This is a genomic window from Paraclostridium bifermentans, assembly GCF_964259345.1.
Taxonomy (GTDB): Bacteria; Bacillota; Clostridia; order Peptostreptococcales; family Peptostreptococcaceae; genus Paraclostridium; species Paraclostridium bifermentans_B.
This window is the reverse complement of record NZ_CAXVJR010000004.1, coordinates 65,042-80,005: the sequence shown is the minus strand read 5'-3', so window position 1 is coordinate 80,005 and position 14,964 is coordinate 65,042. Positions and strand designations below refer to the sequence as shown.

At 27.4% G+C, this 14,964-nt stretch carries 12 protein-coding genes; 2 read left to right on the top strand and 10 right to left on the bottom strand.

Going from position 1 to position 14,964, the window contains the following annotated elements; all coding sequences use genetic code 11:
* Positions 1-112: 112 nt before the first annotated feature.
* The 8 genes from ACEXNK_RS08955 to ACEXNK_RS08920 form a co-directional block, all read right to left on the bottom strand.
* On the bottom strand, positions 113-1,144 hold the full coding sequence (locus ACEXNK_RS08955) for an ABC transporter ATP-binding protein (RefSeq protein WP_373599368.1): 1,032 nt from the start codon (positions 1,142-1,144) through the stop codon (positions 113-115).
* Positions 1,131-1,934 carry an ABC transporter permease gene (locus ACEXNK_RS08950; RefSeq protein ID WP_373599369.1) on the bottom strand — a complete coding sequence of 268 codons (804 nt, stop codon included), beginning with the start codon at positions 1,932-1,934 and terminating at the stop codon, positions 1,131-1,133. Before ACEXNK_RS08950 ends, ACEXNK_RS08955 begins: the two co-directional genes overlap by 14 nt.
* A gap of 11 nt (positions 1,935-1,945) precedes the next feature.
* Positions 1,946-2,803 carry an ABC transporter permease gene (locus ACEXNK_RS08945; protein WP_373599370.1) on the bottom strand — a complete coding sequence of 286 codons (858 nt, stop codon included), beginning with the start codon at positions 2,801-2,803 and terminating at the stop codon, positions 1,946-1,948.
* Entirely contained in the window at positions 2,796-4,010 is a 1,215-nt protein-coding gene (locus ACEXNK_RS08940) for an ABC transporter substrate-binding protein (protein WP_373599371.1), read from the bottom strand. Before ACEXNK_RS08940 ends, ACEXNK_RS08945 begins: the two co-directional genes overlap by 8 nt.
* 72 nt (positions 4,011-4,082) lie before the next feature.
* Positions 4,083-4,514 carry a rhodanese-like domain-containing protein gene (locus tag ACEXNK_RS08935; RefSeq protein ID WP_373599372.1) on the bottom strand — a complete coding sequence of 144 codons (432 nt, stop codon included), beginning with the start codon at positions 4,512-4,514 and terminating at the stop codon, positions 4,083-4,085.
* A gap of 185 nt (positions 4,515-4,699) precedes the next feature.
* Complete coding sequence (locus tag ACEXNK_RS08930; protein WP_373599373.1) at positions 4,700-5,575, bottom strand: metallophosphoesterase; 876 nt, start codon at positions 5,573-5,575, stop codon at positions 4,700-4,702.
* Between the two features lie 19 nt (positions 5,576-5,594).
* Entirely contained in the window at positions 5,595-6,104 is a 510-nt protein-coding gene (locus ACEXNK_RS08925; RefSeq protein ID WP_373599374.1) for a QueT transporter family protein, read from the bottom strand.
* Between the two features lie 244 nt (positions 6,105-6,348).
* Positions 6,349-7,479, bottom strand: coding sequence for an aldo/keto reductase (locus tag ACEXNK_RS08920; RefSeq protein WP_373599375.1), 1,131 nt, complete (start codon positions 7,477-7,479; stop codon positions 6,349-6,351).
* Positions 7,480-7,861: 382 nt separating this feature from the next.
* On the opposite strand from ACEXNK_RS08920, the gene ACEXNK_RS08915 reads away from it, so the two are divergent.
* Entirely contained in the window at positions 7,862-8,797 is a 936-nt protein-coding gene (locus ACEXNK_RS08915; RefSeq protein WP_373599376.1) for a magnesium transporter CorA family protein, read from the top strand.
* 227 nt (positions 8,798-9,024) lie between these two features.
* Positions 9,025-10,020, top strand: coding sequence for a calcium/sodium antiporter (locus ACEXNK_RS08910; protein WP_373599377.1), 996 nt, complete (start codon positions 9,025-9,027; stop codon positions 10,018-10,020).
* 57 nt (positions 10,021-10,077) lie between these two features.
* On the opposite strand, the gene ACEXNK_RS08905 is transcribed toward ACEXNK_RS08910, so the two are convergent.
* The gene (locus ACEXNK_RS08905) at positions 10,078-12,489 is read right to left on the bottom strand and encodes a transglycosylase domain-containing protein (protein ID WP_373599378.1); all 2,412 of its coding nucleotides are present in this window, start codon (positions 12,487-12,489) and stop codon (positions 10,078-10,080) included.
* Positions 12,490-12,576: 87 nt separating this feature from the next.
* Positions 12,577-14,940 (bottom strand): ATP-dependent DNA helicase, encoded by a 2,364-nt coding sequence (locus tag ACEXNK_RS08900; protein ID WP_373599379.1) that lies wholly within the window; start codon positions 14,938-14,940, stop codon positions 12,577-12,579.
* Between the last annotated feature and the right edge of the window lie 24 nt (positions 14,941-14,964).

Below are 14,964 nucleotides of genomic sequence, written 5' to 3'. Positions count from 1 at the left end.
TATAAGCTTAATTATTTAAAAATTCATAATGAAAATTTTTTTACATATGTATTAATATTTCCTTATATATAAAAAAGTGAGAAGATTGTATCTCACTTTTATTTAATCAATATTAATTTTTATTTTTAAAATAAACTACATTTTTTACATTAATTGTTACTTTAACTCTTTCGCCTTCTTCATATATACTATTATTTGAACATAATTGAAGTAATGTATCATCAATATTTATATCATAATATGTTAAATTCCCTGCATAAACCTTCTTAGTTACCAAAGCATCTATACCAAAAGCTTCTTTTTTATCATATATACATATGTCTTCTTTAGATATCATTAACTCCACATCATTTTCGGTTAAATTATTTTCCAAATCCAAACTTATATTTTTAGATTTAAAGACTCCATTAACTATATCTCCACTTATATAGTTTCGTTTTCCAAATATATCTGCAACACATTTAGAATTCGGACATTCATATAAATTTTTAGGTGTATCAAACTGTTCTATTTTCCCAGCAATCATTACTGCTATTTTATCACTCATAACAAGAGCTTCTTCTTTATCATGAGTGACTAATATAATTGTTATTTTTAGTCTATTATGTATATCTATTATAAACTGCCTCATTTCATTTCTTAAGTTTATATCTAAACTAGAAAAGGGCTCATCCAAAAGTAATATTTTAGGATTAACTGCTAAGCTTCTAGCTATTGCTACTCTTTGCTTTTGTCCTCCAGATAATTCTTTTGGATACTTTTTTTCAAAACCTTCGAGTTTCACTAGACTTATAAGTTCTTTAACTTTTTCTTTTATTTTATTTTTATCTATTTTTTTTATTTTAAGTCCAAATTCTATATTTTCAAATACATTCATATGAGGAAATAATGAATAGTCTTGAAATACTATTACAGCATCTCTATCTTTGGTTTTAATATCTAATACAGACTTGTCATCAAACAAAATATCTCCACTATCAGGTTGAGTGAGCCCTGCTATTAGTTTTAAAGTAGTACTTTTTCCACATCCTGATTTGCCTAAAAGAGTTATAAGTTCTCCATTTTCTATATCCAAATTTATATCATTAATAATATTAATCCCATCAAAATTTTTATTCAAATTCGTTAATCTAACTGATGACATTTATATTCTCCTTGTTGTTTTTGTAATATTTATTAATTGAATTTTCCATCAATATAACTACCAATAAACTTGTAGCTATAAATACTAAACTATATACTGATGCTATTGTTCTATCTCCACTTTGAATATATGGAAACATTATTAACGGATAAGTTATTACACTTCCCCCACCTATTAGTAAAGTTAAAAAATACTGACTAAATGAAATTATAAAGCACATGCTTGCTGCACCTATTATTCCTGGTAAAATCAATGGTAGAGTTATATATCTTAGTATATCTATTTTGCTAGCACCTAGCATACTTGCTTGTACTTCATGTTTATTTCCTATAACTTTATATACATCTGTTATTATTCTCACTCCATATGGTAAACATGGAATTATATTTATTATAATAACGCCTAAAACCGTATTAGCTATTTTCCATTTCAAAAATGTTAGTTGTATACCCATTGCTATAGAAATTGTAGGTATTATTATAGGAGATAAAATCATTAATTCAAATAATCTTTTACCTTTAAACTCATATAAAGCTATTGCTTTAGCTGCAGGTATACTTATAATTATAGTTAATACTACTACTACCACCGATATAAATAAACTATTTATTAATACCTTTATATTTTCAGAATTAAATAGATATTCAATCCCTCTTAATGAGATTTCTCCTGGTATAATTTTAGGATACACCCATGAAGACGTCAGAGCCCATATAAAAAGTACTAATATAGGACATATTAAAGATATTAAAATTAAATTTATAATTAATTTATTTAAACTTTTATTCATGTTTTCACCTATTACTTATATCTATTTATTTTATTTAATAAGTTATTGTAAATTATTAGTAATACAAAACTTATAATAGCTATTATTGTATTCATAGCCATAGCTTTAGGCCTTTGATTTATTAAATCTAAACCAATATAATTTATATATGCATTTACAGGAAGAGCTTTAGGATTTGTTGCCCCTATAAGATATGGCACTTCAAAAGATCCAAAAGAAAATGCAAATAATATTATAAATGAAGAAATTAAGCTTGGTAGTATTTGAGGTAATATTACAAACTTAAACGTTTGATAATTATTAGCTCCTAAGTTTTTTGCTACAAATTCTAATTTATCATCTATGCTTTTTAAAACATTATACGCTGTCATAGCTATAAAAGGAGTTCCTTTATATATGTACACCAATATAATCCCTATACCATATTTATCATTTACTAAGCTTATAAATTCATTTGAGTCATTTATTATCCCTATATTAAATAATATCCTTGAAATAATCCCACTTTTTGAAAATATAGCAAAAATTAATATCACAACAACTATATGAGGTACTATTATAGGTAAATTTATCATAAAATATCTTATTTTAGAAAATTTACTTTTAGACATACAATACGCTAATAATAATCCTATACCAACAGATATAATTGAAGATATAAATGCAGTCTTTAAACTTAAACATAAAGATTCTATAAATTGTTTATCTCTTAATATTTCTTTATAATAATCAAAGGTTATATTATTCAATCCTATCTGAGGAAAGCACCCTAAACTTTGACATATACATGTTATAATGCCAATTCCCATTATAAGTGTTAAAAGTATTGTCGCTGGTGCAATTAATAAATATGGTTTTATCTTATTCATTGCTATTAGCAACCTCTTCAATCCATATTTGCTCTATTATTGGTACTAAATTAGCATTTATTTCAGGAACCTCTTTTTCTATTTTAACTGAGTTTTTAAATTTAGATTTATCTTCAGTAGGTAATTTTTCCATATCCAGAACTGTCATATCTCCCCAGTTTTTAGGATTACTCTTACTTGCCTGTGCATCTATGCTAGTTAAATAATTTATTAAAACTATAGCACCTTCCTTATTTGAAGCATTCTTTGGAATAGTTAAAAAATGTGTGTTAGATATGTTTCCTTTTTCAAAGTTTATAAATTTCGTACTTTTATCAAATTCACCTGATTCAATTTTTCCTTCTACTTCATTTGGTGCATAAGTCATTGTAAAGTATATCTCATTATCAGAGTACATATTATCTAGTTGTGCTATTGTTGATGGATATGTTTTTCCCTCGTTCCATAAATACGGTTTAATTTCATTTAAATAATCTATTGCTGGTTTTATAATTTCTCTAACTTTCTCCTTATCTTCAGGTAAATTTTTAATTTTTTCATACCCCACTGTATCATATATAACATTTCTTACAAAAGCACTTCCTGTAAAATCTGGAGGTGCTGGATATGTAAACTTCCCAGGATTACTTATTATAGCATCTTTTAAAGTTTTTGTATCAGTTATATTTAACGGCACTTTTGATGAATTTTCTAAAATAGTAAAAGATGCTTTTCCCCAAGGAGACTCCATATTATCTACACTTGTTCCAAAATCTGTAGTAATTGATTTTGATTCTTTATCAACATAATTATTGTAATTTTCTATTTTATCTAAAAAAGGCCCAAATAATAACCCGTTATCTTTTGCTACCTTAAAATTTTCTCCATTTACCCAAAATACGTCTACACTTCCATTTGTATTTTGAACTTGATTTTCAGATATAAGTTTATTCATTATAGTATCTATATCCATTCCAACTCTTTTAACTTCAATATTATACTTATTTTTCATATTAGGTATAACATAGTTATCAAACCATTTATTAAAAACTTCATTCCCTCCCCATCCATAAAAATTAACAGTACTTCCTTTAGCGCTATCTTCTATTTGGTTATAATTTTTACTTAAGATTTTATCATTTAAGTTACTATTATCATTATTAGTATTATTACATCCTACTAACAAAATCAATGAAATCGATATTACCACGGCAATAATTTTTTTCATATTTACCTCCTTAATTTATTGTATATAAATAATATAACCTCCTAGCTATATATTATTGCCAGGAGGTTATTTTTACTTAACTAATTTATAGTCGTGCTCTTTGACACCATCAGCTGCGTTGTAAACTTTCTTAAATCCATGTTCCGCTAATATCTTAGCAGCATCTTCACTTTTCTTTCCTGAGTTACAATAAAGCAGCACAGGTTTTTCTTTGTAATCGTCTAATATAGTTAAATTATTTTCGAAATTATTAAGATCTATATTCTTAGCTTTATCTATATGTCCTGTACTATATTCATCTTTTCCTCTAACATCAACAACAGCTATATCATCCCCACTTGCTAATAAATCTTCAGTTTCTTTAGCATCTATATTTTCATATTTTGCTGAATTTTTATTATCATTACTAGCCGTATCATTTGAAGAACACCCTACTAGAGCTCCTATTGATACTGAAAGTAATAGTCCCATTGTAAGAACTTTAAATTTTTTATTAATTTTCATATTCCCACTCCTTTTATTTTTACAATTTTCTATAAATTACCACATTTGTATAACTATTATACCAAAAATATTCAGCATTATACATAGAAAAAAACTATAATTAAATATTGTTTAATAGTTTTTTTCTATATATATATATCAGTTTTTGGGGATATCTAAAAAGACTAGCTAAAATTAGCTAGTCTTTACTCGTGTTTTAAGGTTATACTTACTATTTCAGGTTTACAATTAAGTCTTATTAGTACTTTAGATCCCCCTAAACCTTTACTTAGTATCATTGAAGTATTTTTATCTTCATATTTGCCAAAGTCATATTTTGGAAAGAACTCTCTATTCGGAGAAAGTACTCCACCTACAAAAGGTAGCCTAATTATTCCTCCATGAACATGCCCTGCTAAAACCAAATCTACTCCATAATTTGTATAATTCTCAAAGAAAAATGGTGTATGAGCAAGCATTATATTAAATTCTTTTTCATTTAATGTTCCTAATCTATTAGTAATAAAGTTTTTATCTAAACTTTTTTTCCTATTCTTATAGTTTTTAAAAAAATACGGATAATAGTCAAGAGGTACTATCAATCCATAAATATTTATACTTGAGTTTTCTTTATTTACAACAACCTTCTCATTATTTAAATCAATAATAGGTTTATTACTTAACTTATTGAAATAAATTTTATATTCTTCTTTATACTTTTTTATCAAAGATTTTTGCTCATGATTTCCTATTATATGATATACTTTGTATTTTTTAGTTAGTTCGTCTATCAAATTTAAAGCAACTTTAAAATTTTTATTATCACCTTCAACTAAATCTCCTGTTATAACTACTATATCAGGTTTTTCATCATCTATCTTTTTTAAAAGTTTTTCATTATTTTTTCCAAAGCTTTTATTGTGCAAATCACTAACTTGAACTATTTTAAAATCATCAAAAGCCTTTGGTATTTTACTATTTTTTATTTCATATTTTGTTACTTCTAAATCTTCTGTTTCATTTTTCAAAAATAAAGCAGTTCCTAAAACTATAGTTGAGCCTATTAAAATTTGAGTAACCATACTATTTCCTCTCTTTTACTTAAAATGCATTTTCTAATAGCTTAAAGTATTTCTTTTCTAGTGATTTGTATAATGGTACAGCTATTATAGTTATTACTACAAATTGTCCAAATCCTACTTGTAACATAGATAATAAAAGAGGTAATCCAACAAACTTATTTAGCATAAATCCAATTATTATTGCATTTATAACTGTTGGCCAAATTGAAGCTATTAGCAATCCAAACTTTTTTCCATTCATAAATTTCCCTGTCAAATATACTGCGTATACACTTAAAAATGTCGCTGTAGTTCCAAATATTACATCAGGTGCTCCATATGGACCTATTACATTTGTTAAAAAGCACCCTATAGTAAGTCCCCATATATAATCTTTTTTTATAAATGGTAATAATACCATAATTTCAGCTAGTCTAAACTGTATCGGTCCATAACTTATAGCACCTAAAGCTAATGTCAGTGTAGCGTATATAGCTGCTACTAACGCTGTTGTAACAAGCTTCTTTGTCTTTTTATTGTATTTTGTCATTTGTTTTCTCCTTATAAGTCTTAATTTAAAATCATAAAAAAGTCGCTTAGCTCCTGTCGCCAACGACTTCGTCCGTTGCTCAAAAAAACCGTAGAAGTAATCTACGGTTCAAATATCAAAATAATAATTATATTTTAAGACTTAACCATAGTTTTATTTAAAGACAGGAGGCTTACGAACTGTCTTTTTAAGTTTTAATGCATCCTATATAATACCAAAGTATACTATTTTTTTCAACCTTATATTATTTAAATGTTTCTTTAACATCTTTTAACTTATTTACTATATCTATATGTTGAGGACAAACTTTTTCGCATTTTTTACATTCAATACATCTTGATGCATCACTATTTTTATTAATTAGATACTCATACATATTATTTTTAACAGGTTCAATATCATCAAACATACTTGCATTATTTAAAGCTTCAAAACACATAGGAATGTTAACGTCATTAGGACACGGTAAACAATACTTACAAGCTGTGCAGTTTACCTTTATCTTTGATTTAAATTTATTTTTCAATTCATTTATTGTATATTCTTCTTCTTTATTCATAGAGTTACTTTTACCATGTATGTCACAAGTGTTTATATTTTCTATTACATCTTGCATGCTAGACATCCCACTAAGAACTATACCGACTTCTTCTTTATCATATAAAAACTTAAATGCCCATTGTGCTGGTGTTTTGTTATATTCTGAGTTACTCAATATATCTAATATGTCTTTAGATAATCCTTTAGCTAATTTTCCACCTCTAAGAGGTTCCATAATTATAATCCCCAGTCCTTTTTCATGTGCATATTTAAGCCCTTTAGTACCTGCTTGGTATTCTTCATCTATATAATTATATTGAATTTGTGTAAAATCCCAATTATAACTATCAATAATATTTTCAAATACTTCATAATTATCATGGAATGAAAATCCTACATATTTTACTTTTCCATTTCTTTTTATTTCATCTAAGAAATCTAATATATCATTATCAACTAAATTTTTCCATAAGCTTTCATCTAACGCATGAACTAAATAAAAATCTATATAATCTGTTTGTAATTTTTCTAATTGTTCATTTAAGTATTTATCCATATCCTCTCTAGATTTTATATTCCATGATGGAAGTTTAGTTGCTAATTTAACTTTATTTCTATATCCATCTTTTAATATTTCCCCTACCACTATTTCACTTTCGCCTTTATGATATGGATATGCTGTATCTATATAATTTAAACCATTGTCAATTGCATATCTCACCATATTTTTTGCTTGTTGCTTATCTATTTTCCCATCTATTTCAGGAAACCTCATACATCCAAATCCTAATATAGATATATTTTCATTGGTCTTTCCAAACTTTCTATATCTCATATCTCTTCCCCCTTTTGTTTTCTATAATTTAATTATATATTAATTTTTTTACTTTTATGTATTATAATGGTTTTATGGTATATAAATTTTTATAATATTGAATAAATTAAATGTAGTATTTTGTTGTATTAAAATTTAATATATGTTATTATTTAATTACCTGACCTCTTAAGCAGCGATGCTGATGTGGTCTTTTTTAATAAGTATAAGAAAAGGAGTGATATAAAAAATGGACAGTGTTCCACTTCGGATATGTTTGTTTATAAAATCACTTAGTATAACTTAATAATTACTTAAATTCCTTTATTCAATTATATGTTTAAGTGATTATGTAGATAATACTTAAGTGATTGCTTTTAAAACTGAATAAAGGAGTGATCAAATGATAAGATACTATAAGACTATTGACTCTAAATTAGAAAAATTAAAATCATTTGAAAGTGGTTGTTGGGTTAATCTAGTCGAACCAACTACGGCAGAAATTTTAGAAATTTCTTCAACATTTAAAGTTGATATAGAAAGTATTAAAGCCGCGCTAGATGAGGAAGAACGTTCAAGAATTGATATAGAAGATAACCACATATTAATACTTATAGATATTCCAATAGATGAAAGTGATGCATCTTCTACACACTACTCTACTATTCCATTAGGTATTATTTTGTTAGATAATAGTATAATTACTATATGTACAGCTCAAACAAAAATATTAAATGATTTCATAGTAGGACATGTTAAGAATTTCTTCACTTATAAGAAAACTAGATTTATTCTTCAAATACTTTATAAAAATGCAAGCTATTATTTACATTACCTTAGAAGAATAAATAAAATGACTATCGCTATAGAAAAAGAAATTTATAAGTCTATGAAGAATAAAGAATTAGTTCAATTGTTAGAGTTAGAAAAATCACTTATATATTTTTCTACCTCTTTAAAAGCAAATGAACTTGTTTTAAACAAGATGCTTAGAACTGAATCAATAAAAAAATATTCAGATGATGAAGATTTACTTGAGGATGTTATCATAGAAAATAGACAGGCTTTAGAAATGGCAACTATATATGGTGATATTTTAAGTAGAATAATGGATGCATTTAGCGCTATTGTTAGTAATAACCAAAATACAGTTATGCAATTTTTAACTTCTATAACACTTATAATGTCTATACCAACTATAGTTTCTGGTTTTTTTGGTATGAATGTTGCAGGATTGCCATTTGCAGGTCATCCAAGTGGATTTTGGATAGTTATTCTGATTACATGTATTATATGCCTAATATTAACATTTATAATGTCTAGAAATAAATTATTATAAATCAGTTGACTTTTTCTAAAATTTACATATAATTAAAGTATACAATTTAATTCCCTAGAAGGGGAGTAGCTTACACTTTAGTGTTAATTAATCGTCATATCGGTGACTATCACTCGGTTAATTAGCGAGTTTAATCTTGTTAGCAAGACCTTCTAAATGAACAGAATTTTTCTGTTTATTTAGAAGGTCTTTTTTATTTATATATATTTTTTTAAGGAGATGTTTTTATGGTTTATGTATTATTATTATTAGGGTTTTTATTATTAGTAAAAGGTGCGGATTATTTTGTTGACGGTTCTTCAAGTATTGCTACTTCATTAAAAATACCACCTTTAGTTATAGGTCTTACTATAGTCGCCTTTGGAACTAGCGCTCCTGAAGCAGCAGTTAGCATCACAGCTTCTATTCAAGGTCAAAATGGTATTGCGTTAGGTAATGTAATAGGTTCTAATATATTTAATTTATTGTGTGTTATAGGTATGTCAGCGTTTATAAAACCATTATCAGTAAAAAAATCTATACTTATAAAGGAGTTTCCATTCCTTATATTATCATCTGTTTTATTATTAGTTTTAACTGATGACTTATTGTTTCAGCAAAGTCAAAACCCAATATTATCTAACGGTGATGGTTTAGTATTTTTAATGTTTTTCGGAATATTTATGTATTATTTATTAGAAGTTGCATTAAATTCTAGAAACGAAAAAATTGATTCAAATTCAGTTACAACTTTATTAGATAATGATAATGGTAATAACACTTGTGTAGCAACTATGTCTATGTCTAAATCGGTGCTGTTATCTATAATAGGTATTGTAGGGATAGTAATAGGTGGTAAGTTAGTAGTAGATTCTGCATCTGCAATAGCTCTTAATTTTGGGGTTAGTGAAAAAATCGTAGGATTAACTATAGTATCTATAGGAACTTCTCTTCCAGAGTTTGTTACATCTGTTATAGCTGCTAGTAAAGGAGAAAGTGATATAGCTTTAGGTAACGTTATAGGATCTAATATATTTAATATTTTATTCATACTAGGAGTATCTGCTTTAATTAGTCCAATGCCAGTAGATCCTAGTTTATTCCTAGATATAGTTATAATGATATTCATAACTATAATTACTTATTTATTTTCAATTAGAAAAAGAGATATTAGTAAGTTTGAAGGGATTATGTTAATAATTGCTTATGTTGCTTATATGTTATTCATTGTATTTAAAATATAATAAAAATAAGAAAGAACTCTACTTTGATAGTAGAGTTCTTTTTTTAATGTCTTTTATTTAAGCCGCTGGCGGATTTGTAGTTTGTGGTGTTTGTGGATCTGTTGGTGTTGTTACTGGTGGTGTTACCGGTGGTGTAACTGGTGGATCTGGTGTTACTGGCGGTGTTACCGGTGGCGTCACTGGTTGTTCCGGATTTACTGGTGGTGTTACTGGTTGATTCGGGTCAGTCGGTTGATTTGGATCTACTGGCTGATTCGGATCTGTTGGTGTTTCCGGAGTAGTCGGTTGTTCTTCCTTAGGTTTTTCTTCTTCTGGCTTTGGCTCCGGCTTTGGACTAGCACTCATACCCGGTCTATATGTTACGTCTACATCGGCAAAAGGTCCAACTTTATCAAAGTCTCTACCTTCTAAATTGTCATGTATTTGATTCATAATGTCTTTCCATAGTGATGCAGACATTCCACTTCCTTGCGCTAATGTTTTTGGTCTGTCATTTCCAATCCAAACAGATGCTGTATAGTATGGTGTAAATCCACAGAACCATGCATCTTTATTATCATTAGTTGTTCCAGTTTTACCTGCTACTGCCATATTAGACATTCTAGCACGTCTACCTGTTCCATCATTAACTGCACCTTCCAGCATTTTGGTCATATAATATGCAGTATTTTGTGAATATACTCTTTCCTTTTCAGGTTTATTATCAAGTAAAGTAGTTCCATCAGATAACTCTATTTTTGTAAATGTTATAGGTTCTACGTATACTCCACCATTTGCTATCATTGCATATGCTGCTGTCATTTCAAGAGGCGACACCCCTCTATCCATACCACCTAACACAGTAGAATAGTTATTATCTCTTTTGTCATTTATAGTAGTTATACCTACATCTTTTAAAGCTTTTAATACTATTTCCATAGATTCTTGCTCATTATCTCCAAGCATTGCAGCACCTTGAACTACTGCTGCGTTATATGAATGTTTAAGCGCTTCACTCATTCCTACTTTTCCATGATATGACCCTCCTGCATTTTTAGGCCAATCTTTTCCTTTTACCTTTTTTATAGGTTCATCATTCATTAAAGATTGTGGTGTCATTCCAACTCTTTCCATAAGAGGCATATATACAGCAATAGGTTTTATAGAAGATCCTGGTTGTCTTGGATTTGTAGCTCTGTTGTATAAGCTATCTCCTCCTATTCCACGTCCTCCTACCATTGCTTTGATCTGACCATTATTATTGTCCATTACAACCATAGCAGATTGAGGTTGTAAATTTCCATTGTCATCTCTGTATGTTCCAGCGAAATTAGAACTATCATTATATTCTTTTTCCACTACATCTTGCATACTAGAATCTATCGTAGAGTATATTCTAAGTCCTCCATTGTATAACATATCCTCTGCTTCGTCCTTAGTATATCCTTCTTTAACTAACGCATCCATAACATCTTGTTTTACTAAAGTATTAAAATAAGATGAATTTTTATTGTCTACTTTATCTCCTAGCTTTATCTTTATCTCTTCATTTAAAGCTTCATCATATTGGCTTTTTGTTATATATCCAAGTTCTAACATTCTAGATAATACCACTTCTTGTCTTTTCTTAGATTCATCATTAAACTTAGCTTGATAAACTACTTTTCTACCTTTTTTAAGTGCATCATAAGTAAGTTGATCTATTTTACCATCTTCTCTAAGTATAGAATACATTTCAAGATCATCATCTGTTGGTACATAGTCTTGAGCATATATAATTATTTGAGCATTTTCTAGATCATCATGTAAAGTTAATTGCGATGTCTTATATGCTGCGTATTTACTTGGGTACTTAGTTATACCTGCTAAAAGTGCACATTCTGCTAAATCAAGTTCAGATACATCTTTATCAAAATATTTAGCTGCAGCAGCTTTAACTCCTCTAGTTCCTTGTCCTAAAGACATAGTATTTAAGTAAGCTAATAATATTTCATCTTTACTCAATTCTTTTTCTAGTTTTAAAGCGTAATATAACTCTTTTATTTTTCTTTTATAAGTTTTTTCATTAGTCAAGTAAACATTTTTAGCTAACTGTTGAGTTATTGTACTAGCTCCCTGAGCTTTGTATCCAGCCTCTATATTATGAAAAAATGCACCTACAGTTCTTTTTATATTAATCCCATGATGTTCGTAAAAAGTATGATCTTCTATAGCTAGTACAGCATTTTTCATATTATTGGGTATTTCACTCATATTTTTCACTACATATCTAGATTCTGGACCTTGAATTTTTTCTGTAACCTGATTGTTTGAATCATATATTATAGAGTTTTCCGCAAATATCATATTTTTTGGATCTATATCTGGAGTATTTATTAATATGCCCATAACAAATATACTTACAGCCGCTACTCCACATCCAAATAGCGCTAAAAATCCTATCGCTATTTTTTTAATAAGGCTACTGTTCTTTTCTTTTTTGTCACTCATGTTTTTGTTATTGCCCCCCATCTTAAATTTTAATATGGTCTTTAACCTTGTAATATAAAATATATTTATTTATATTACATAAATACTTTAAATTTCCTTCATGCTTTCCCAAAAGTTTTTGCATATATTCCTTATATCCTCACTTTTTCGAGCAACTTTATTAGGATACCACTCTTTGGGAAATAGTTTTTGATATCTGCTTTGGGAGTATCTACTATCAATAAGTATTATAATACCTTTATCATCACTAGTTCTTATACATCTTCCCGCAGCTTGGAGTACTTTTATCATACCCGGATAAGTATAAGCATAATCAAATCCGTTATAATCTTTAGCATCAAAATGATTTTTTATAAGGTTTCTTTCAATCCCTATTTGAGGCATTCCAACTCCAATTACTATTACTCCAATTAATTTATTATTAGTTAAGTCTATTCCTTCTGAAAAGTGACTCCCTAATACGCAAAATCCAATGTGAGTACTCTTGTTATTTTCTTTAAAAGCATCTAAAAATTTTTCTTTATTTGCCTCACTCATATCAGTAGTTTGAACTTGTATGTCCATATGCTTATGTATTTGTTTTATTTTTTCATAAACTAAATTCATATAACTATAAGATGGGAAAAACACCATATAGTTTCCAACCTTACTTTCAACACAATTTTTTATATACTCTATAATATCATCACAAGTTTCATATCGTCTATTATAAGTGGTATTTATATTATTTGCAAATATTAACTCTCTATTATTAACATTAAATGGAGAATTTAAACTTATAAAATAATCCTCTTCTTGTTTATTGTACATTTTATTAAAATAATTTATAGGTATTAATGTTGCTGAAAATATAATTGTAGATTTAGCTTTTTCCAAACGTTTTGCAATTATTTTTGATGGATCTATACAATTTATTTTAACTATAATATCACTTTTACTTTGTTCAAAAATAGTTATAAAATTGTTATCATAAAATTCAGCAATACTTAAAAAGCTATTAATTTCAAAGTATAGATCTATAAGTTCCTCATTTTCAGTATTTATTTCTTCTAAGTGTTCATCTATTTTTTGAACAAAGCTTTTTAATAAGCTTAATAACTCTATATCAATTTCAATACTTTCAATGTGATTTAAAAGGTTAATCTCTTTATATGTAGTTAATTCTTCATCTATATTTTTAAAATATGATTTTATTTTATTATTGGCATAGTTAAGCTTCCTACCCTTACCTTTTAAAATTTTACTAATACTATCAAATTGTGATTTACATAGTAACTTTGAATACATACCTCTACTTCTATCTACTAGGTTATGTGCTTCATCTATTAAAAAAGTATACTCTTTATTGTTAGAATCTAAAAACCTCTTTAAGTAAACTTTTGGGTCAAATATGTAATTATAATCACATATTACTATATCACTAAACACTGTTAAATCTAACGATAATTCAAACGGGCACAGTTTATATTTATCACTCAATCTGTCTATATTATTTTTTGAATAATTACTTTCATTTATCAAAATTTCTTTTAATGCCTCATTTATTCTATCATAATATCCTTTTGCATATTCACAATATTCTGGATTGCAGTTAGTTTCATCTTTTTTACACACCTTATCTTTTGCTGATATTGTTGTATACTTTAAATTTAAATCGCTATTTTTCATTAGTAATATGCTTTTTTCACAAACATCTTTGGTAGCATTTCTTGCTGTTAAGTAAAAAATTTTTGTAGTATGATTTTTACCTAAAGCTTTTATAGCTGGAAATAATGTAGAGATTGTCTTTCCTGTACCCGTTGGTGCTTGTGCAAAGCATTTTTTACCCTCTAGTATACTTCTATATACGTATACAGCAAATTCTCTTTGACCTTTTCTATAAGTATTAAATGGAAATTCTAAATTATCTATAGATTTATTTCTTTTAACTTGATATTCACGCTCCATATTTATCCATGTTTTATATTCATCTATTAAGTTGAAAAACTCATATTCAAGCTCTTCTAAACTATAATACCTTATTATTTTATTCATATTTCCATAATCTAGATTATAATATGTAAGCTGAATATAAATTCCATCTAAATTATTTAGCATACAATATATATATCCATAACATTTAGCTTGTGCTATATGAAGAGGGTTTATATTTTCATTGTATTCATAAACATTTTTTAATGTTGTTTTTATTTCATCTATTATAATTTTGTCATCTTCCTTTAAAATGCCATCTGCTCTTCCTTCTATCGTTATGTTTATATCGTTATAATCAAAATTGTATTTTAAATAATATTCTGCTTCGTAATTATCACCATATGTCCTTTGTATCATTTGATGTGCTCTCGTCCCTTCTACTGGCTTTATAGAGCTTACTCTGGTTGTATCTATGCTTCCAGTACGCATTACAAATTCTACAAGATTTCTGACTGATATTTTTATTTCTTTTTTCATATCTTTACCCTCATATGTTTATAT